This window comes from Natrinema gelatinilyticum (genome assembly GCF_024266705.1).
In the GTDB taxonomy this organism is placed as follows: domain Archaea; phylum Halobacteriota; class Halobacteria; order Halobacteriales; family Natrialbaceae; genus Natrinema; species Natrinema gelatinilyticum.
The window spans coordinates 215,296-236,537 of the sequence record NZ_CP100756.1 but is presented as its reverse complement, the minus strand read 5'-3'; the positions used below and the strand labels follow the sequence as shown (position 1 = coordinate 236,537).

General features: G+C 63.4%; 17 protein-coding genes. 9 read left to right on the top strand and 8 right to left on the bottom strand.

Translation table 11 applies throughout. The annotated features are described in order from the left end of the window. Positions 1 to 91: 91 nt before the first annotated feature. On the bottom strand, positions 92 to 1,894 hold the full coding sequence (locus NJU76_RS01100) for a hypothetical protein (protein ID WP_254530971.1): 1,803 nt from the start codon (positions 1,892 to 1,894) through the stop codon (positions 92 to 94). Between the two features lie 358 nt (positions 1,895 to 2,252). Here NJU76_RS01100 and NJU76_RS01095 point away from each other — a divergent pair, with 358 nt between their 5' ends. Both NJU76_RS01095 and NJU76_RS01090 read left to right on the top strand, forming a co-directional pair. Continuing rightward, positions 2,253 to 3,560 (top strand): hypothetical protein, encoded by a 1,308-nt coding sequence (locus NJU76_RS01095; protein WP_254530970.1) that lies wholly within the window; start codon positions 2,253 to 2,255, stop codon positions 3,558 to 3,560. A gap of 216 nt (positions 3,561 to 3,776) precedes the next feature. Then, entirely contained in the window at positions 3,777 to 5,174 is a 1,398-nt protein-coding gene (locus NJU76_RS01090; protein ID WP_254530969.1) for a PAS domain-containing protein, read from the top strand. 121 nt (positions 5,175 to 5,295) lie between these two features. Here NJU76_RS01090 and NJU76_RS01085 read toward each other — a convergent pair whose 3' ends face one another. Then, positions 5,296 to 6,888, bottom strand: coding sequence for an alkaline phosphatase family protein (locus NJU76_RS01085; RefSeq protein WP_254530968.1), 1,593 nt, complete (start codon positions 6,886 to 6,888; stop codon positions 5,296 to 5,298). A 268-nt stretch (positions 6,889 to 7,156) separates the two neighbouring features. Between NJU76_RS01085 and NJU76_RS01080 the strand changes: the two genes are divergently transcribed. From NJU76_RS01080 to NJU76_RS01065, 4 genes are all read left to right on the top strand, one after another. Next, positions 7,157 to 8,086, top strand: a complete 930-nt coding sequence (locus NJU76_RS01080; protein ID WP_254530967.1) for a polysaccharide deacetylase family protein — start codon at positions 7,157 to 7,159, stop codon at positions 8,084 to 8,086. Between the two features lie 134 nt (positions 8,087 to 8,220). Beyond that, positions 8,221 to 9,327, top strand: coding sequence for a Gfo/Idh/MocA family protein (locus NJU76_RS01075; protein ID WP_254532528.1), 1,107 nt, complete (start codon positions 8,221 to 8,223; stop codon positions 9,325 to 9,327). Then, a complete protein-coding gene (locus NJU76_RS01070) occupies positions 9,324 to 10,259 on the top strand; it encodes a DUF362 domain-containing protein (RefSeq protein WP_254530966.1) in 936 nt (311 codons plus the stop codon). The genes NJU76_RS01075 and NJU76_RS01070 overlap by 4 nt, the downstream gene beginning before the upstream one ends. Then, positions 10,256 to 11,239, top strand: a complete 984-nt coding sequence (locus NJU76_RS01065) for an NAD-dependent epimerase/dehydratase family protein (protein WP_254530965.1) — start codon at positions 10,256 to 10,258, stop codon at positions 11,237 to 11,239. Before NJU76_RS01070 ends, NJU76_RS01065 begins: the two co-directional genes overlap by 4 nt. A gap of 121 nt (positions 11,240 to 11,360) precedes the next feature. Here NJU76_RS01065 and NJU76_RS01060 read toward each other — a convergent pair whose 3' ends face one another. Continuing rightward, positions 11,361 to 12,347 carry a glycosyltransferase gene (locus NJU76_RS01060; RefSeq protein WP_254530964.1) on the bottom strand — a complete coding sequence of 329 codons (987 nt, stop codon included), beginning with the start codon at positions 12,345 to 12,347 and terminating at the stop codon, positions 11,361 to 11,363. A 228-nt stretch (positions 12,348 to 12,575) separates the two neighbouring features. Here NJU76_RS01060 and NJU76_RS01055 point away from each other — a divergent pair, with 228 nt between their 5' ends. Further along, positions 12,576 to 13,676 (top strand): DUF354 domain-containing protein, encoded by a 1,101-nt coding sequence (locus NJU76_RS01055; protein WP_254530963.1) that lies wholly within the window; start codon positions 12,576 to 12,578, stop codon positions 13,674 to 13,676. A gap of 320 nt (positions 13,677 to 13,996) precedes the next feature. Continuing rightward, the gene (locus NJU76_RS01050; RefSeq protein WP_254530962.1) at positions 13,997 to 14,203 is read left to right on the top strand and encodes a hypothetical protein; all 207 of its coding nucleotides are present in this window, start codon (positions 13,997 to 13,999) and stop codon (positions 14,201 to 14,203) included. Here the strand turns inward: NJU76_RS01050 and NJU76_RS01045 are convergent. Genes NJU76_RS01045 through NJU76_RS01025 form a run of 5 tightly spaced genes read right to left on the bottom strand, consistent with a single transcriptional unit; the run spans position 14,188 to position 19,630 of the window. Continuing rightward, on the bottom strand, positions 14,188 to 15,270 hold the full coding sequence (locus NJU76_RS01045; protein WP_254530961.1) for a glycosyltransferase family 2 protein: 1,083 nt from the start codon (positions 15,268 to 15,270) through the stop codon (positions 14,188 to 14,190). The two genes, NJU76_RS01050 and NJU76_RS01045, sit on opposite strands and share 16 nt — an antisense overlap. Further along, positions 15,263 to 16,813 (bottom strand): nucleotide sugar dehydrogenase, encoded by a 1,551-nt coding sequence (locus NJU76_RS01040; RefSeq protein WP_254530960.1) that lies wholly within the window; start codon positions 16,811 to 16,813, stop codon positions 15,263 to 15,265. The genes NJU76_RS01045 and NJU76_RS01040 overlap by 8 nt, the downstream gene beginning before the upstream one ends. After that, complete coding sequence (locus tag NJU76_RS01035; RefSeq protein WP_254530959.1) at positions 16,813 to 17,838, bottom strand: Gfo/Idh/MocA family protein; 1,026 nt, start codon at positions 17,836 to 17,838, stop codon at positions 16,813 to 16,815. The genes NJU76_RS01040 and NJU76_RS01035 overlap by 1 nt, the downstream gene beginning before the upstream one ends. Further along, a complete protein-coding gene (locus NJU76_RS01030) occupies positions 17,835 to 19,043 on the bottom strand; it encodes a DegT/DnrJ/EryC1/StrS family aminotransferase (protein ID WP_254530958.1) in 1,209 nt (402 codons plus the stop codon). The genes NJU76_RS01035 and NJU76_RS01030 overlap by 4 nt, the downstream gene beginning before the upstream one ends. Next, positions 19,040 to 19,630 carry an acyltransferase gene (locus NJU76_RS01025; RefSeq protein WP_254530957.1) on the bottom strand — a complete coding sequence of 197 codons (591 nt, stop codon included), beginning with the start codon at positions 19,628 to 19,630 and terminating at the stop codon, positions 19,040 to 19,042. Before NJU76_RS01025 ends, NJU76_RS01030 begins: the two co-directional genes overlap by 4 nt. A 465-nt stretch (positions 19,631 to 20,095) precedes the next feature. Here NJU76_RS01025 and NJU76_RS01020 point away from each other — a divergent pair, with 465 nt between their 5' ends. Further along, positions 20,096 to 20,620 (top strand): DUF7344 domain-containing protein, encoded by a 525-nt coding sequence (locus tag NJU76_RS01020; RefSeq protein WP_254530956.1) that lies wholly within the window; start codon positions 20,096 to 20,098, stop codon positions 20,618 to 20,620. Positions 20,621 to 21,242 lie beyond the last annotated feature (622 nt).

Here is a 21,242-nt window from a genome sequence, read left to right as displayed (position 1 = left end):
CGTCTCCTCGAGTACGTCCGGTCGGATCGAAGGGCATCGACAAACGCGGCCCGCTTCGAAACGTTGCGGTGACGATGACGGTCGTGACCCGTCAGCCGGTTGCCCGGGGTTCGTCGTCGACGGCATACATCGAGAACTCGTCGTTCGAGATCACCTTGTTCGTGCCAGGCTCGGTTTCGACTCCTTCGACCGTGTCCCTCTCGTAGTTCAGCTCATCGTAGACCTCGAGTTCTTTCGTCCTGTCCCACTCCGAAACGACGAAGTAGTATTCGCCGGTGGGGTAGGCACCGCTGTAGTTCCCCTCGCCGAAGACGGTGGCGTTTACGCTACCGGTCGCCCTCGATGCACCGCTGAGCGTATCGCTGCCGTCGAGGCCGTTGATTCCGTGATCGTACCGGTAGGGGTCGTATCCCATCCCCGCGTAGGGAACGCCCTCCGCTCCGTGATCCAGCCCGTCCTCGTAGCCGCTCATCATCTCTTCGGTCACGTGCTGACCCGGACTGTATATCAGCGGCGACGCGAACACCGTCATCAAACCGAGAACGAGACAGGTCCCGAGTACGAGCGCCGCGACTGCGTTCGCTCCGGGCGTCGTGATCACGTTCGAGAGTCCGCCGATGAACTGTGCCAGCGCGATGCCGGCGAGAATCGTCAACAGGACGTAGATGAAGCCTACCTGTCGGAACGCCATCGTCGGCGTCCCGAGGAAGTAGACGAGAAACATGCCACAGAGCGGGAACAGGGCGAGCGAGAAGTAGTTGACGAAGGACCTGGCCTCGCCGTCGAGGCTCGATCGACCGAGCCAGACCACCAGAATGAAGAGACCGACGACGAGGCCGATGATAGCCGCGGCGAGGAACATTTTCACGAACAGTTCGCCGAGGCTGCCACCGATGTCGGTCAACGACGACCCGCGCTGGTTGACGGTCGTCCCGCCACCGATGTCCTGCGCGAGCAGCCCGGAAACGAGACCGAATGCTGCCCGCCTGAACCGATCGTTGCCGAGCGCCCAGAGGCCGAACATGCCCCCGAGACTGATGGTGTGGACGTACGTCGTCGGGTGATCGACCATGGGGTGGTCGTCGAAGCGACGCCGAGCGAGGTACTGGACGCCGCTGATCGCGCCGATCAAGACGACCACGTTGAACATCTGCTGGGGATGGATCAACAGGAGGGCGAGCGCGGTCAAGAAGATGAGGACGCTGAACGGCGAGACACCGAAGGGGAGTCGCTCGATCGTCGATCGTCGGTGGAGATAGGCGACGAGCGCGAAGACGACCGCGGGCACGACGAACAGCGCGTTCGAATTCGTGTGAACGCCCATGTGCGTCGCGATGTTGTTGACCGGGAGCACCATCCACGAGACGATTGCCGCGAGACCGACGGCCAGTCCACCGCCGGCCATATCGCGAACCACCAGCGGCACGAAGATCACGAACGGAACGAACAGGACGACCATCCCGATCAGGAGGCCGCGCTCGATCGAGATCCCGCCGGCGAAGTGTAGCGTCGACGCGATGGCATGTAATCCGGGATAGAACAGTTCGTGGGGTGCGGTCCCACCGGTGACGATGTCCCGCGTCCAGCCCAGGTGCGTGAGCGCGTCCCCCATTCCGGCGTAGTGGTAGTTCCGAATCACGGGGAGGCTCACGATTGCCGTGACCGTGATCGCGCCGAGGCCGATCCCGTATCCCTGCGCTCGGCCACGACACGTGAGACACGTTCCGACCGCAATAGCGAGCGCAAGTGCGAGCCCAAACCAGGTAATTGTTGGCGTTCCCGCGTACACCGACGATTCGTAACTCGTCGCCGGATTTGCTCTCGCGACGAGAATTGCCATCGAAACCGCGAGAAACCCGGCTGCGAACGTCACGTTGAGCGTCGATCGGCTCATGTTCTCTCACCGGAGCCGTCTCTGCGAGTCTCGATACGCATGTGTTTGCCCAGTCGATGGCGCTGTCGCGGTTTGTTATACAGAACTTACCTCCGAAACCGGATGCTGTCCTACCTCCGAAACTGGATGCTGTCGCTTCTGTACCGAAAATGGACTGTCGGCTGACGGTCAGCGAGGAAAGCCCACCAGTACATCTCGTCGGTTTCACATACGGCAACAGACGACGATATATGCCGTCCCTGTCGACGTCGACCGGAACGCTACGGTCCGCTTTCTCGACGCGAGACTGATCAACGATTCTGATGGTTTTTGTAGCAGGTCGTGATCCAGTCGACAGGTACACCGACGCCTCTCACCTATGTCATCGATCCTCATCGACAAACTCACCGCCGACGGCGAGACCCTCGAGTGTTCGGTTCGCGCCTCGACCGACCTCGAGCGGTTCATCACTGACGAACCGTTTCGAACGCAGTACGACGTGCCGATCGAAGACGTCCCCGATGGCGTCCTCGTGATTCCCGTCCTCGCACAGCTCTGTCCGGTGGCGTGGGCCAACGGGGCCGACGTCTACGTCGACGAGGTCGATGCGACTTTCGCGCACGCACTCGAGGAGGTCGAGACGTCGCTGTGCGAGATGCACGACTTCCTCGAGGGTGGGACGCTCTACACTCGCCGGACGATCGACCCGAAGCCCGACCGAGGAGGCGAGAGCGGCCTGCTATTTACCGGCGGCGTCGATTCGACGTGTTCGTACGTTCGCCACCGCGAGGAGTCGCCGACGCTGATCAGCATTCGGGGATGGACGATCACGCCGGACGTGGCCGACGACGGGAAGTGGGACGCCCTCCGAACGCGTGTCTCCGGGTTCGCCGAGGACCACGACCTCGAGACCGCCTTCGTCGAGTCGAACATGCTCTCGTTTCTCGATCATCCGATGTTGCTCGCCCACTACAAGCGCTACGTCGACGGCGGCTGGTACAGTTCCGTCGGTCACGGACTGGGGCTCCTCGGGCTCTGTGCCCCGCTGGCCTACGCGCGCGGAATCGAGGATCTATACGTCGCCGCGACCCACTGGGACGGGATCGACCTCGAGTGGGGGTCCCGGCCCGACGTCGACGAACGCGTCAGGTGGGCCGAGACCGAGTGTCACCACGACGCCTACGAACTCACCAGGCAGGAACGCCTCGACGTCATCGCAGACTACGTCCACAGCGAGGACCCGACGCTCCAGCTCCAGACCTGCAACGACCGGATGGACGGCAACTGTGGCCGGTGTGAAAAGTGTTACCGGACTGCAGTCGGCCTCCGTCTGTCCGGGCTCGATCCGTCGAACCACGGCTATCCATTCTCTGATGCGGGTTACGACGACCTCCGCCGGTCACTCGAGCGCGGCGACTGGGTCCTCGGTCAGGACGAACGCCACATGTGGGCGGACATTCGTGAGCGCGCACGCGAGACCGACCCTGCAACGTCGGCAGAACGGTCCTTCTTCGAGTGGCTCGATGACGTCGATCTGGACGAGATGATTTCCACGTCGGGTCCGCCGCTCACCCACCGACTGCTCCGAGCGGGGGCGAGAAACGCCCCCAACTCAGTCTACAACACCGTCTATCCGGCCTGGACGACGGCGAAGGCCGGGCTTCGACTCGTCCGGTCCGATCGGTAGCTGCCCAGATGCCGACACGCGGTTCCGCGCTTTGTCGTGTGATCGTCGCGACCGATTCGAGCGAGATAGGACGGTCGCGACTCAGGACAGACGGTGATCGTTTCCGCTGAGTACCTGCAGTGACGGATGACGCGTCTGTCCACTTCTCACCGGTATCCGTCTGTGACAGCAGTACGTTTTTCATAGTTAGTCCCGAAATTGTATTAGACTATCTCGATGGACCCGAAGATCGACGACCTGGGTAACATCTTGCTTGAGTACGCCCGGGATAAACTCGCCATCGTCGACGAAGCGGGTACGTACGTGTATGTGAACGAGGCGAGCACATCCATCCTCGGTTTCGAGCCAGGGCAATTGATCGACGAACCCGCGATCGAATACATCCATCCGGACGATAGGCGTGGGGTCGTCGACCGATTCGGACAGGTAAGCGGAGTCGCCCGGTCTTCGTCGCCCATCCGCTATCGGCACGTCACGCGAGACGACGAGTGGGTGTGGCTGGAGAGCCGTTTTTCGAACCCTCCAGACGACGCCCTGGACGGATACGTCGTCAGTTCCAGGGACATCACGCAGCAGGTTATCGCGGAGCGAGAACGCCGGAACGCCCAGAGTCGACTGCGAACGATCGCTGGCACGGTCGGCGACGTTCTATGGATGTTCAATCACGACTGGTCCGACGTGCTATTCGTCAATCCTGCCTACGAGGACGTTTTCGGACAGTCGGTCGAGACACTCGAGGCGAATCCGCGAAGCTTCCTCGACCTCGTCCATCCCGACGACGCCGACACGGTTCGTGATGCCATGGCCCGCGCGTCGGCAGGCGAGTCGGTCGACCTCGAGTATCGCGTCAATCCCGAAACGGACTACAAACGTTGGGTCTGGGTGCAGGCGGCCCCGCTTTTCGAAGACGGTGAGGTCGTCCGAATCGTCGGGTTCAGCAAGGACATTACGGACCGGCAGCGGCGGGAACGGCAACTGGCGGTCATGGACAACTTCCTCCGGCACAATTTGCGAAACGACCTGGCCGTTATTCTCGGCAATGCCGAGTGCATCGCCAGTAAAGTCGAAGACCCGTTTCACCGACGCGCAGAGATCATCCATCGGCAAGGACAGGAACTCCTCGATACGACCGCGAAGCAACGAGAAATCATCGAGTTGCTCAGCGACCGGCCGGTCCCGGAGTCGAGCGACCTCGTCGCGATCGTGTCCAGGGCGGTCGAGACGATCCAGGATCGGTATCCTGACGCGACGATCGAACGGACGGTTCCCGAATCGGCGGTCGCCTGTACGGTCTCCGAGATCCAAGACGCGGTCTCAGAACTCCTCGAGAACGCGATCCAACACGAACCGGACGGCCTCCCGGAACTGTCCGTTACGATCCGTCGCAATCGGGAGACGATCGACGTAGAAATCCAGGATAACTGTCCGCCGATACCAGAAATCGAGTTTCGCGTCCTGACCGGTGACTGGGAGATGGACGACGTGTACCACACGTCCGGGCTAGGGTTATGGCTCGTTTACTGGACCGTGGACCTCTCGGACGGCCACATCACGTTCGACCGGCCCGAAACCGGAAACAGGATAACCGTCTCACTTCCTCGAGTGCAATCCTAACGTCTCGTCACTCTCGAGTCAGGACCTCTCCGTCAGTTTCCGGAGCTCATCACTCTCGAGCGACGGTCATCCCAGTCGCTGTCTAAATCAATCGTCACGCGGTACCACGTCTGTGCCGCCATCACTCCATGTAGCCCAGTCCCTTCAGACGGTCCTCGACGTCGTCGAAGTCGTCGTCCACGTCGGCATCGCTTTCGGTCCGTGAAACCGTCGTCCATTCCACTTTCGTTTCCGCCGGTCGTGCGTTTTTCGCAAAGGCGTCGAACAATACTCGGCCGTCCGTATTTTCAGGTACTGGTTCACCGATCCCGTGGAGCAGTGTCGGGGCGATGTCGACCACGCGAGCGCCGTGCAGTGTCGCGTTGGATTCGATCGACGGACCACGACAGAGGACGATCCCTTCGCTGCGATGGCTCGCAGCGTATGTCCCGGTGTTTCCGAGTATCTGATCTGAAACCGTACTACGGGACTCGAACGACCCTCTGCCGCCGACGACCAGATCCGGCGACGCTTCGTCCGTCGGGAACAGGTCGTCGCCGTCGAACACCTCGAGGAGCGTCTCGCCGTTTGCACCGGTCGCCGACTCGAACGTCTCCGTGATTTCCGCTTTGACCGTCTCGACCTCGTCCGGCGAGACGGTGCCGTGGTCGAATCGTTCTGTGTCGTTGATATAGCAGTTGCCCGTGTCGTGGACGAACGCGACGGTTCGATCGAAATCGACGTCGTAGAGGGCGTGATCACCGGGAATTTGCTCGGCTACGGAGTCGACCAGACGTCTGGGGAGCGACTGGACGAGCGCCTCTTCGGTGATCCCGACGCGATTGAGCGCACCCGTAATGGCGTCCCGCGAGATTCCGAGGCTCGCGAGCGCCCCGCGAGTGCCGTCGTCGTCTCGTCGGACCAGATAGCCTTCCCGCTCGAGAATCCGGTTGACGTACACGAGCGCATCGATCGGCCCGAATCCGTGATCTGAGACGACGTAAAGGTCTGCATCGTGATCGTCGGTGTATTCGATGACTTCGGCGAGGATGTCGTCGAGTTGCTTGTAGTGGGCCAGCAGTTTGTCCATGTCCCAGACGAGGTGCTGGAACCGGTCGGGCGCAGTGTAGACGAAAAAGAACAACTGCCAGTCCGCTCCAGCGCGGTCCATCTGGACGCGCATCAGGGAGCGGCGTTTCGCGAGCATATCTTCGACAGCCACTTGGAAGTCGTCCAACCGATCGGCGTACTCTGGGTAGTCGAGGCTGATCTCGTAGTTGGGGATGCGCGAATCGATTTCGTCTCGCAGATCCGGCGGCTGCGTGTATTCTCGGTCGGTCGAAGGCGTTATCATCCCCGTGACCATGGTTCCGTCTATCTCGTGAGCCGGATAGGTCATCGGAACGTTCCCGACGTGTGCGGGCCCGAGCTGGTCCCAGAGGGGGGGCTGGGCGAGATCCCGACTGGTATACATTTCGTGGCTGTATCCAGAAGAGAGATTCTGAAAGCCGTAGATTCCGTGTTTATCCGGCCAGACGCCCGTCGCGATCGACGGCCACGCCAGCGGCGTCGTCGGCGGGCGAGTGCTATCGAGTGGGCCGGCGGCCCCCTCCTCGCGCAATTGGGCGAAGGCAGGAAGCTCACCCTCGTTGCTCCATCGTTCGATGAGTCTCCACGGCACACCGTCGAGTCCGAGCACGAACGCCCGCTCGGAAGAGGTTTGATATCCGCTCATGATTGAATTCTGAGACGTCAATAACGCCTGCTGTCTTCCAGGTTGCCCGATGAGCGCTTTGTTATAGAGAGATTTCACCCACAGGTCGACACGAGACGTGCCTGTTGGTACCAATTAATTCCGCGGCCAGCCCCGCTCTCGTCCGTCCCTTCCGTAAGCGGATTGATCGGCTCGTGCCGTTTCGTCGGTGTCCCGACAGGTCCTCCATAACAAAGCCACCCACACACGACCGTTCCGATATGAAACGCATTCAATCGTGGTGGAATCCGTGGGAAGCGTTGTAATCTCTCTCGACGCCGAGCTCGGGTGGGGATTTCACGATCTCCCTGAACCGCCGATCGAACGGGTGGAATCCGGCCGCCGGGGATGGAAATCCATGCTGGAGTTGCTCGACGAGTTCGACGTGCCGGCCACCTGGGCCGTCGTCGGTCATCTCATGCTCGAGGACTGCGATGCCGACCACGCGGAGTATCCGGCCCCAGACGGCTGGTTCGATCGCGAACGAACCGACTGGGCCGACCGGAAGGATCTCCGATTCGGCAGGGACCTGGTCCGCGACATCCTCGAGTCCGACGTCGCTCACGAGTTCGCCAGCCACTCGTTCTCTCACGTCTTGTTCGGGCGACCGGAGACGGATCGAGAACTCGCCATCGCAGAACTCGAGCGCAGTCGCGAACTCGCGGCCGAGTGGGACCGGTCGATCGACTCGTTCATTTATCCGCGTAACAGCATCGGCCACCGCGACGTGCTGGCCGAATACGGGATTACCGCGTATCGGGGTTCCTCGCCGACCCGGGACGGCGTTCGCGGTGTATTCGACTCCACGATTCGAGATCGGTCGATGCTGGTCACCCCGACCGTCGACGAGTACGGGCTCGTCGACGTTCCGGCCTCGATGTTCCTCTTCGGGTTCGAAGGGCCAGCACGGACGGTCGCGGAGTCGATCTGGGAGGATCCAATGGTCGTCCTCGCTCGCCGCGGAATCGACGAGGCGGCGCGGACCGACGGTCTCTTTCACATGTGGCTTCATCCGAACAACCTGACTCACCAGCGGGACGATCGGCGAATGCGCGCTATCCTGTCGCACCTCGAGCGTAAGCGGTCCGAAACGGACCTCACCGTCGAGACCATGACCGAGATCGCTGGTCGAGTGACGGAACCGACGATGGGGGAGCGTGCGACGGCGAGATGGGGCTGACGTGTCGAGACAGCACGACACAGGCGCCGTCGGTCGATTGGTGATACCTCATCGCCCGAATGCTGGTACTACTCCTCGAGGAGAATGGGTACGACGACGATAACAAAGCCTACAGCCGGCCGGGTTTCGAGCAGATGGCACTACCGATTTTGAATCGATGGTCCGACTCGAGTGCGCTCTCGCTCGGCGTCCTCGGCGTCGGAAACATCGGCATGGTACACCTGAAATCGGCGTTGGCGATGCCGGACGTCGAGGTCGCTGCGGCTGCTGACGCCGTCCCCGAGAATCGAACTCGAGCCGAACGTGCCGGGGTCTCCCGGACGTACGACGACTACGCGACACTGCTCGAGTCGGAGGATCTGGACGCCGCCGTCGTCGCCCTGCCACCGTTTCTCCACGCCGAGGCCGTCCGGCGGGCCGCCGAGTTCGGCGTCGACGTTTTCGTCGAGAAACCGCTCGCTCGCTCGACCGAGGAGGCCGACGAGTTACTCGACGCCGCCCGCGAAGCCGGAATCGTGGTCGGCGTCGATCACACGCTTCGCTACCAGCCGGACATGGAAGGTGTCAAAGCGGCCTACGACGACGGGCGCGTCGGACACGTCCCCTACGCGTCGATCACCCGGCTCAACGACGGGCCACTCGGTCGGCCACCGGTCACGAACGCACCGCCATCGTGGCCGCTGGACCCGGACGCGGCCGGCGGCGGATCCCTGCTCGAGCTGGGCGTCCACTGCTTCGATGTCCTCGAGTGGCTGTTTGGTGACCTCGAGGTCCGAGACGCCTCGATGGGACAGACGCTCGACATCGACGTCGAGGACGCCGCGACGGTCCTCATGGAGGCACCGGAGACGGGAACGACGGTCACGCTTCACTGCGGGTCCTACCAGTGGGAGCAACTTCCGGAGGTCAACACACGACTGCGCCTCGAGGGCGTGACCGGGACGATAAGCAATCGGGACTACTTGCCGGAACAGTTCTACGCTGACGCGGCCAGATCCGCCCTTTCGAACGTGGCCAGTCGATTCACCAACGACGAGCCGGACGTTTTCGGCCCGACGTTCTATTTGCAGGCGCACTATGACGCGTTGGCCGACTTCTGTGAGGCTGTCCGGTCCGACGAACGGCCGCCGGTCGATGGCGCGGACGGACGCCGCACGCTGGCCCTCGCCGAGACGGCTTACGAACTGGCTGCTGAGGAGGCCGACGCGGACGCCCTCGAGGCGCTGGAGGTGACGCTATGAGCGAGGCGCGGGTCCGTGCGGTCGCCGTCGATGCGGCCGGCCGCCACGGCGGCTGGATCCCCGACGTCGACGGCCGCCTTGCTGCGCTCGAGGAGCCCGTTCGCACCCTGCTCGAGCCCGACCTCGAGACGGTTTCGAGTGCCGACCGGATCACGCTCGTCCCGGACGCACACTACCCGTTTCACCCCTCGTCCGGGATGGTGACCGATCCGGCCGTGATCGGGGCAATCGTCGCCACCCTGCGTCGGCAGACCGACGCGGATATCGCCGTCGCCGGCGCGAGCGATAGTCGCACGGCGTTCGACCGAACGGCGAGATACCTCGGCTACGTGGACCTGCTAGAGCAGTTCGATGCCGAGCTCGTCGATCTGGCCGACGAACCCCGAATCGAGTACGTTCGTTCGGTCGACGGCCGGTCGGTCTCGCTCTCGGTCCCAAACCGGCTCGTCGAGAGCACCGTGAGCGTCGTGCCGTCGCTTCGGCCGACCGAGAACGGGCCGGTCGCGGGCGCGATGCGAACCCTGTCGTCGCTGGTCACCGGCGCTGACGACCCGGATCGAGTGCCTGTCGCGACGACGCGGATCGTCGAGCCCGCTCTCGCCATCGTCGACGCAACGACGGTTTACGGCGGCGAACCCGCGACTGCGAATACGCTGCTCGCAGGCGCCGCTCCCGCCGTCGACGCCGTCGCAACCTCGTTGCTCGGCCGATCGCCCGGTGCCGACGCGGCGCTCGAGTCGGTCCGCGGTGCCGATGCCGAATCGGTCACGGTCGTCGGGAGCACCGTCGATTTCGATCGGCTCCGGACTCTGGTTCCGGACGGTGACCTCCCGCCAGCCGACGAGACGCACCCCGCCGTCACGACCGCCTATCGAATCTACGCCACGGTGGCCGGTGACGCCGTTCCGCCCCAACTCGAGGGACGTCGATGACTGCGACCGGCGACCCGAAGACCGCGGCGATCACGGGCGCGACCGGCTTTCTCGGGTCTCGTCTCTGCGAACGCCTGCTCGAACGCGGCTGGGAGGTACGCGGACTCAGCCGGCCGACCTCGAATCGAGGCGACCTCGAGGGGATCGAGTGGTACGTCGGCGATCTCTTCGACGACGGGACGCTCCGGTCGCTCGTCGACAGAGCTGACGCCGTCTTCCATCTGGCTGGAATCGGTCTTTGGAGTGCCGGTCCCGACACGGTCTGGACGGTCAACCGCGACGGCACGGAGCGAGTACTCGAAGCCTGCCGTGTCACCGATGCGGGTCGCGTGGTCTTTACCAGTACGTCGGGGACACGTCGCCCGCAGGGAGATCACGAGTTCGCCGACGAGACCGACGTCGCCGAGCCGATCGGTGCGTATCAGGCGTCGAAAGCCGAGGCGGAGGGGCTGGTCGACTGGTACGCCGAGACCGGCGGGGACGCCCTCACCGTCCATCCGACGTCTATCTTCGGCCCCGGCGACGAGGCGTTCACCGCGCAACTGCTCGCGATGGGCGTCGAACCGACGATGCCCGCCCACCTCCCCGGCGGTCTGAGCATCGTCGGCGTCTCGGATGTGGTCGACGGCCTGCTCGCGGCCTACGAGCGGGGCAACGCTGGCGAGCACTACATTCTCGGCGGCGAGAACTTCACGTACGACCAGGCCGTGTCCCGGATCGCCGACGCCGTCGACGGATCCCCTGCACGGATCCGCGTTCCACCGACCGTGATCCGGGCAGCCGGGCCGGTGGCGGAACTCGTCGACACCGTCGCAGATCGGCGGGTCTTCCCGTTCGATCGACGGATGGCCGCCCTTGCGACCGAGCGGCTGTTCTACACGTCGCGGAAAGCGAACGAGGAGCTGGGATACGAGTACCAGCCGCTCGAGGCCCACCTGCCGGAGACGATGGCGTGGTATCGATCGGAGGTCGGTGGCTAATCGCGCGCGGGCGAATCAGACGTACATCGAACCCCTCGAGCGGCCACGCCACCGAGCGCGATGCCCTCGAGTTCGATCGCACTGCGATCGAACTGGCTCCTGAGAACCGGCCTTCGGTCGATCACTCGAGTCGTGGGATTCCCTGAACGGGTAGCTCGTCACCGCTATCTTCGGTTTCGACCACCGTTCCCGCGACCCGCTCGTACACCTCGAGCATCCGCTCGGCCGTTCGATTGATGCTCACCTCGCGGGCAGCCTCGCGGCCGTTCGATCGCTCGCCGCGCTCGAGGATTTCCAGCAAGCCCTGAATCAGTTCTTCGTCGCTGGTGGCGACGCGTGAGGGCTCGACGCCCGACAGGCGCTCCCGGACGTCACCGACGTCGACGGCGACGACGGGGAGGTTGCAGGCCAGGGCTTCCTTTACCGAGTTCGGTGACCCCTCGCTGTGGGAGGTCAAGATGAGGGCGTCGGCAGCGTTCATGTAGTCGGAGACGGCGTCGTGATCGACACCGGAAACCGTTCGAAGTCGCACCGGCCGCTCGAGGAGGTTGTCGACGACAGTCACGACGCGCTCGGCCCGCGGATAGTTCTTCACTTGCCGTGCAGGCGAGTAGGGAAAGAGAACGTCGTATCCGTTCGCGTCGTCCCAGCCGACTTCACTCGCAGCACGGTCCTGTGGTTCCGGTCGGAACTTCTCGAGATCGACGCCGTCGGGGATCACCGTACACTCGCGGCCAAGAACCTCGCGCATCTCCCGAGACATGACGACGACCTCGTCACAGAACGGTGCTGACGCACGGCTGATTGGTGCGACGGGGCCGTGCACGTCCGATCCCCACAGCGAGAGAACGACCGGTTTGCGGACCTGTGCGAGCGCCATCGGCGCCGTCAGTCCGTAGTGTGCGTGGACCAGATCGTAGCCGTTTCCTGCTTCCCGGAGGACCGTGGGGACGGTCCTGAGGTAATCCGCCGGCGACCGTGACGTTTCGGCATCGGCGGTGCCGGATATCGAGACCGTCGAAAAGGAGACGCCTCGGTCCTCGAGTGCCTCCATTTGCTGGGTCATGAACGGGGCATCGACATTCGTCGTGAGTGTGAGGACGTGCATCTCGTGATACGGGAGCGGACGGACTGGAAGGGTATTGTTATCCGCCGAACAGCCTCGCCGACACGACGTTCAGGCGCCGTCTACCGTCTCGAGCCGTTCGACGTCCGTTTCCTCGCAGACGGTTTTCTCTACGTACTCGTGTCTGTTCAGCCCGTAGATGGAGCACGCTACCGGCTCATCTGCGTAGTGATGCTATTACAAAGGGCCGACGGCGGATAGCCGAGAGCGATGCGGCTCCTCGTCTTTGCCAATACGCCAGCGCACGTCCACCTGTATCGACACACCGTCGACCGACTGGAGGCGGCGGGACACGACGTTCTCGTCCTTTCTCGGGAGTACGCCTGTACGACCGACCTACTCGACTATTTCGATATGCCGTACCAGGTATACGGTAACCACCGAACGGAGGGATACTCGGCCCTTCAGTTCGCCCGTGAGCTGGGTGGGCAGTTCCTCTCGATCGGGAGACAGGCGGCCCGCTTCGACCCCGACGTCGTCTTCGGACGTGGCCCCTACGCGGCCTACGCCGGAACGCTCACGCGGACGCCGGTCGTCCTCGTCCTCGACGACGAACCCGGGGATTTCAACCACACGGTCTCGCGTCCCTTCGCCGACTGCATTCTCTCTCCTGCTGTTACTCGTCGGGATCTCGGCGACGATCACTATACCTTCGACGGGTTCAAAGAATGCGCCTATCTCCACCCCGACGTATTCGAGCCGACCGAAGCCGTTCGGGACCACCTCGGCGTCGACTCCGACGAGCCGTACGTCCTCGTCCGGTTCAATGCGCTCGACGCCCTCCACGACACCGATATCGAGGGGTTCCGGCCTGAACAGCGCCGGGACCTGATCCGACGAGTGAGCGAGGACGCGACCGTCTTCGTCTCCGACGAAGGCGGCGAGATGGATCTGTCGAGCCTGCCGGCCCGACCGTACGATCTCCACCCCGCGCTGATCCACGACGCCATGGCCGATGCGTCCCTGCTGGTCGCGGACACCGGAACGATGGCCACTGAGGCGGCGCTATTGGGAACTCCCGCGCTCCGATATCGGGGCACCGATACTCACGAATATGGTGAGTTTCGAGCACTCGAGCGCGCCGATCTCGCGGAGCAGTTCGACTTCTACGAGGGGATTCGCGACCGGAGCCTCGAGATCCTCGCCGACGAGGGAGCGACCGATCGGTGGCGACGTCGACGACGCGAGTACGTCGGCGAACTCGTCAATCTAACCGATCTGCTCGTCGACGTCGCCGCGTCTCGCGGCGCGATCGAGAGACTGGACCGCTCTACGAAGCGAATCCTCGAGCCGCGGTCGCAGTCGCTCTGATCCGTACTCTCGGCTACCCGCGTTCTCGGCTCTCGTCGGGAACCGCGAGCGATACCGGAACCCAACGCGTCGTTGCCGATCCCAGAGATGCGAGGTGGAAGCCCGCAACTGGCGACTGTTCGTACATCGCCATCGAACGCCTGACACATATCCACGAACGGGCCTGGCACGGCGACGATCAAACTCACCGGTAGACGCATAGCTGGGCTCCGCGAGTTACGGGAACAGATCGAGCGGAATGCTGCCGAGTACGTTAGCCGTGGGTAGATGACGAAACGCTTATGCACGTCTCCTGAAAAGCTGCGTTCAGTTCCCGTTCTATGCGCCTGTCTACCATCCTCGGTGAACTGTTCGCTGTATCGAAGTCCGGGACCGATGCCTCCGAATCGGCGACGGAACGCAACGACGACAGCGACGGCTCGGTCGTCGTGAACGAGTGTCGCGACTGCGGAACGACTGTGTCGACTGGAACGACCAGCTGTCCCACCTGTGAGGGTGAGGATATCGTGTCCTACTCGATCGACTGATCCACCGCTGAATCGTCGTCGTCCACCGCCGGTGAACGTTCATCGTCCCAGTCGGCACCCGACACCGTCAGTTCCTCGCTCGCCTCCGCGTCGAGCCGGATGGCGGTACACAGCGAGACGAGTCCGATCAACGCGGCGACGAACGAGGAGACGCCACTGATGAAGCCGTCTTTCCCCTCTACCGCCCGGGCGACCGAGCCGAGCAGGCCGACAAACCCGCCGAGCAAGCCGATGGTCCCCGCGCCGTAGTAGACGACGGCCGGATTGAACGACTGGACGACGTACCTGGTTTTCAATCGCCAGCAGAAACTCCGAAGCAACAGGCGGGACACGAAGTTGATGAACGACGCGTACCGGATACTGCTTTTCTCGTCGCCGTAGACGGCGTACATGGGGACGTCGGCGACCCGACGTCCGGCCACGTTGAGGTGCGTCAGGATGTGATTGAGGAACCCGTATCGGTCTGTTATCTCCTCTAAGTCGAGCGCTTCGATCGCGTCCCGCGAAATGGCCGTATAGCCGTTTTGCGTATCGCCGATCGACCAGTAGCCCGTGGCGAACTTCGAGAGCCCGGTGAGCATCACGTTCCCGATGAACCGAAACGTCGACATGTCGTCTCTGTCTTCCGGGCTGAGCAACCGGTTCCCCTTGGCGTAGTCCGCATCGCCGGTGACGACCGGGTCGATGATTCGGTCGAGGATGGCGGGATCCATCTGGCCGTCGCCGTTCATTACGGCGACGACGTCGAGCCCGTCCGCCGCGGCCCGACGATAGCCGGTTTTGACTGCCGCGCCGTAGCCCCGGTTCTGCTCGTGACGGATGGGGACGACGCGTCGGTCGTCGCCCCCGTCGGCCACCGTTAGTTCCAGTTCGGCGGTCTCACGGTCACGCTTGCGGTTTATCCGTTCGGCAACCCGCTGGATCACCTCCCAGCTCTCGTCCGGAGATCTATCGTCGACGGCGTAAATCCGGTCGACGTACTCCGGCACCGTTTCGATGACGCGTCCGACGAACGTCGCCTCGTCGTACGCCGTCACCACGACGCCGATCCGGTTGTCCTTATACATCCGTGCCTCCGTTGGCCGTCGCGTTCATCTCGTCCGACTCCGCTCGCTCGATGCGCCGGTGACGATCACCATGCCTCTGCGGTGGCCGGCCATCGCTCGTGCCCGCGAGCGTGTACGCTCGGTGGTGGGTCTCGTCGAGGTCGACCGCATCCCGGCCATCGACGACGATCAGTTGCTCGAGGGCATTCCAGTCGATACGATCGAATTCCTCGTGGGGGGTGACGACCACGGCGGCGTCGAACGACTCCGCGGACAGGTCGTCGATTCCGACCGGACGTGCGCCGTAGTCGGCCGGATCGACCAGTGGGTCGATTCCGGAAACGTCCGCGCCGCGCTCGCAGAGGTCATCTATAACGCCGATCGCGGGTGACGCGCGAGTCTCCTCGACACCCGGGCGATACGTGATCCCGAGGACGACGACTGACGCAGACGAGAGGTCGGTTCCCATCCGCTCGAGTTCACGCTCGAGACGGTCGACGACGACGGACGGCATTTCGTCGTTAACGCGGCGGGCTGTTCGGATTACGTCCATCGGCTCATTGGTCCGGCCGAGTAGAAAGTGGGGATAGTAAGGAATACAGTGGCCGCCGACTCCCGGTCCAGGATCGTGAAGCTGACACATCGGCAGATCGTTCGACGTGTCGATCGCCTCGCGAACGGATATTCCGAGTTCGTCCGCGAGGCGACCCAGTTCGTTCGCGAGACCGATGTTCACGTCGCGGTAGATTCCCTCGAACACTTTGACCGCCTCCGCCGTCGTCGCGTCCGAGACGGGGTGGACCTCGTTGCTCGAGAGTTCGTCGTACACGATCGCGGCAGCCCGGGTACTCTCGTCGTCGACGCCGCCGACGACCTTCGGATACTGGCCACGGATGTCCCGCAACGCGGTCCCCGAGGCGGTCCGCTCCGGACAAAATGCGACCCCGAACTCGTCCGCGTCGAGGCCACTCTCGCTCGCGAGGTGTGGCTCGATGACGTCGCGACAGGTCCCGGGCGGGAGAGTCGATTCCGCGATCACGAGATCGCCGGGGGTGAGTCCGGCCGCGATATCGTCGGCGACTGATTCGACCGTCGCCAGATCGGGGTCGTTCTCGTTGTCCAACAGGGTCGGAACGATAACGACGTGAATCCGCGCGTCCTCGGCTGCCGCCGGTCCGTCGGTCGTCGCGGTGAACCGCCCGTCGTCGACCTGCTGAGCGACGAGGTCCCCGAGCCCGGGCTCGCCGACGACGTGACTCTCGCCGCCGGAAATCGTCTCGACGATGTCCGGGTCGACGTCGACGCCGATCACGTTCCCGGTCGTTTCCGCGTAGACCGCAGCTAACGGGAGCCCCATTTTGCCGAGGCCGTAGACTGCGACCGGGATCTCGCCGTTGGTCAGGCGCTCGCGCTGTCGGTCGGAGGATCGTCTCGAGCCGTACAGTCCGCCGGTGGCACCACGCTTCGAATCGCTCGTCGCGCTACTTCCCGAGTCATCGGTGACGCCCCGTCGCGTCTCGTCACCCCCATCACGGTCTGATCGGCCGGACGATGTCTCCCCCATTAGACTTCCACCTCCGACTCTCGAGACGGCTCGTCGTCGGTTTCGTCCGCCGGTCCCATGGCCAGTCGGTCGATCAACTGAGCTGTCTCGAGGGCCGCGATCCCGTCTTCCGCGGTGACTTCCGGCTCGGTGTCGGTTCGGACGGACTCGACGAACGACTCGAGTTCGTTCCGCAGCGGTTCACCGCTTTCCACGCGGGGCCGCTCGACGACGCTTTCGTGGCGGTAGCGGGGCTGGCCATCGTCGGTGAGGTATTCGGGATAGGAGTCCCGGTGGATCAATACCGACTGCTCGAGGTAGTCCACCTCGACGAGGCACTGGCGGGCAGTGACAGTGAGTTTTCGCACCTTCTTCTGCGTAACCCGACTCGCCGTCACCGTCGCGACGACGTCGTCGTATTCGATCGTGGCTGTGGCGTACTGCCCGTCTGCGGTGCCCATGGCCGCCACCGAGTGCGGCCGCTCGTCGAGTATCGAGCCGACCACGTCCACGTCGTGGACCATCAGATCGAAGATGACGTTTCCAGGGGCGGTTCGATCGATCGGCGGGCCGAGCCGCTCTGCCTCGACGCCGATCACGTCCAGATCCTCGGTCACCTCCTCGACGGCCTGAACTGCGGGATTGAACCGCTCGATGTGGCCGACCTGCAGAACCAGTCCCGCATCGGTGGCCTGCTCGGCCAGTCGTCGGCCCTCCTCGACGGTCTCCGCGATCGGCTTCTCGACCAGGACGTGGACGTCGGCCTCGAGGCAGGCTGACACGGTCTCGTAGTGGACGTGAGTCGGAACGGCCACGGTCACAACGTCACAGCGATCGCACAGCGTCTCGAAGTCGACCGGATCGGTCCCGTACTCGGCTGCGACGCGAAACGCGACTTCCTCGTCGCGGTCGGTGACTCCGGCGAGGTCCACGTTCGGCAGTTCGTCGTAGACGCGCGCGTGGTTTCGGCCCATGGAGCCGACGCCGATGACGCCGGCTCGAATCGGTTCTTCGGTCCTCGCGTCCGCTCGGTGGTCCGTACTCATTGACTGGCGAAGTGATCCCGCAGTGATTCGACGACGATCCGTCGGTCGCGTTCGGACAGCCCCGGATGAACGGGCAAGGAGAGTACCTCGTCGGCCGCCCGCTCCGCTCGCGGAAGCTGCGCCGCGGCCGTACTGACGCCCTCGTACGCCGGTTGGCGGTGAATTGGCGTCCCGTAATAGATGCCGGTTCCCACGTCCTGCTCCGCGAGCGTCGCCTCGAGCCCGTCCCGGTCGTCGGTCCGGATCGTGTACTGATGATAGACGTGGCGGTAGCCGGGCGGTTCCGTCGGCGTTTCGATCGGAAGGTCGGCCAGTCGCTCGTCGTAAACCGCGGCGTTCTCCCGACGCGCACGATTGAACTCGGGCAAGCGCTCGAGTTGCGCGCGGCCGATCGCCGCCTCGATGCTCGTCATGCGGAAATTGTGGCCGAGGTCGACGTGATCGTAGCCGCCAGTCCCGCTCTCGGTTCGGCCGTGGTTGACGTAGCTCGCGGCCCGCTCGGCGATGTCCTGACGGTCGGTGACGACGATTCCTCCTTCGCCGGTCGTCATGTTCTTCGTCGGGTAGAACGAGAAACACGCTGCGTCACCGAACGAGCCGACACGGTGGCCGCCGACGGCCGCTCCATGGGCCTGACACGCGTCCTCGACGACGAACAGGTCGTGTTCCTCGGCGATTTCACACATCGCCTGCATATCGGCGGGGAGACCGTAGAGGTGAACGGGGAGGATGCCAACGATGTCGTCTCGCTCTGTGAGGACCCGTTCGACGTCGGCGACGTCCAACGTGTACGTCTCTGTATCGATGTCTGCGAAGACGGGGGTCCCGCCGGCTACTCGAATCGCGTTCGCGCTCGCGACGAACGAAAACGGTGACGTGATCACCGCGTCACCGTTCTCGAGTCCGATGGCCTCCAGGGCAACGTGCAATGCGGTCGTTCCGTTCGCGGTCGCGACTCCCGCGTCAGTTCCGCAGTAAGCCGCAAATTCGTCCTCGAAGGTTCGGACTTCCGGTCCGTCGGCGAGCTGACCGGTCTCGAGGATCGACGTAACCCGATCGACGGCGTCGGCGCTGAGGTCGGGGTCGGCGATCGGGACCGGCGTCGCCGCGTCCGCTTTGGAGTCGATGCCGGTCTCCGCGCCCGTTCCGCCGTCCGTGCTCGCTTCGATGCGCTCGGCCTCGGAGTTCGGTTCGGTGTCCGTCATGCGATCTGGTTTTCCCCCTCCAGTGGATCTGGAAGCGGCTGTACTGTCGCGGGCGTCCCGACGGCCAGACTGTCTGCGGGAACGTCGTCGGTAACGACCGCGCCGGCCGCGACGAACGCGTTCTCGCCAATCGTGACGCCCGGCAACAGGGTCGCATTCGCGCCGATCGACGCGCCGTCTTCGATGGTCGGTCCCTCGAGTCCCGCGTCCGTCCGGATGGGGTACTCGTCGTTTGTCAACACAGCACCCGGGCCGACGAAGACGTTGCTGCCAATCACGGTGTCGGTCGGAACGTAGACGTTCGTCTGGAGGCTGACGTGGGAGCCGATCGTCGTCCGTCCGTCGATGACGGTCTTCGTACCGACGAGGACATCGTCGCCGATCGTCGTCTCTTCGCGGACCAGCACGTCGTGGCCGGTCGCGAACTCGTCGCCGATCGTCACGTCGCCGTAGACGGTCGACCCGGCCCTGATCGTTGCATCGTCACCGAGTCTGGTGGGTTCGGCGAACTCGCCGTAGCCGACGGTCGCGTCGGCGTCAATCGTGCAGTCGTCACCGTGGACGACATCTCGCACCGTTTCGCTCATCATGGCCTCCTTCCGTCTCGGTCGCCGTAGTTCCCGCTCGATCGAACGCGACGACGGTGGTTCGTCGCACTCGTTCGAACCGCTAATCGACGTCGTAGTCGGTCGCGTAGTGGTTTCATAGTGGAATCGATACCCGCGTGGGCAATCGTGCTGATACAGCCGGTAACGAGGCTTTGTTATCCCCGTCCTGAGCGTTCCGTAGCCACGAACTACAGCAGGTCGGAGATACCCTCGGCGTATCCGTCGCAAATCGGAGATTCGGTGGAGCGAGCGAGTGTCCCCCGCGAGTTCGTTCCCCGATATATCGACTATCCCGTCAGTCACGGACCCTAACTGGTATATTCTCCTTTCGATAGGGTAGCCGAGTGATAGTAAAGTGTCACTGTCTGGCATTCGATGCTGTGAGGTATCCGACTACACCCGTCAGACGGGAACCGGACCTGATACGATATGACGAGGGCAGACATGGCTGACAGCGAGTTTACACAGGCCGAACTGTTCGACGTGTTCAGTAACGCACGCCGACGACGGACGGTCCAGTATCTGAAACGACAGGGACGTACCTGCGATCTCGCACCGCTCGTCGAGCAGGTCGCCGCCTGGGAAAACGACACGAACACCGACGACGTGACCCGAACGCAGCGACGGCGAGTCTATATCTCGTTGTACCAGACCCACCTCCCGATGCTCGAAGACCACGGCATCGTCGACTGGAATCCGGACGCACACAAAATCGAATTGCTCCCGAACGAGGAACACTTCGATCCGTATCTCGATCGTCGACTCGAGGACCAACAGCCATGGCACACCTTCTATGCGTCAGTAACCGTAGTCGGCGTTGCTGCGTTCGGGTCGTCGTTCCTCGCGGTCGGGCCGCTGACGGCGGGCCACGCCCCTGTCGTTGCCGTGGCGCTCTGTGTCGTCGTTCTCGTCCTCTCCGCGGTCCAACGCGTCTCGCGTCGTCCCGGACGGCTCTTCCGTTCGGCGTGACGAATCGGCAGACGAAACCGGTTCTCGACTTCGACCGCCGTCGTCCCACCGGCAGTCGCGTTTCCCTCGTCGTTCGTCGGTCCGATCGGACGGCGCTTTCGTTTTCGAGCCGAGTCGAACCCGTTTTCCGTTTTGCAACCGAACTCCAGCACTCTCCTGAGATGGGATTTCTCGGCCGAACAGCCGGCTCAAGTTACTTCGACGGGAGAAAGACGAGTGAGACGGAAGAACATCACGATCCGAGAGGACCCAGCCGAGTGGGTCGAGGAAACCACCTTATCCTCTCGTCTTTCGTCCGTGGCAAACTTGACGAACTCGTTGAGGGACGCAAGAACTGAGGGACGCCGCCCACAAGTATCGTCTGGCGCCGTCCGGCTGCCAACGCGAGGAGTCGGACCGCCACCGAGATAACTGCAGACTGATTTGGATGGGCTGCGAAAACCAGTTGGGATTTTCGCACGTTTGTGGAGACTGCGCTCCCGACGGGAACCATCTCGGTTCCTGCTAAGCGCGGTTGTCGAGGGAACCTCGACAGGCTGTCAGACGACGTCTGACAACGTCCTCAAAGCAGGAAGTCCCACCCTCAAGCGCGAGCCGTCAGGTGAGTAGTAGGGTAGGACAG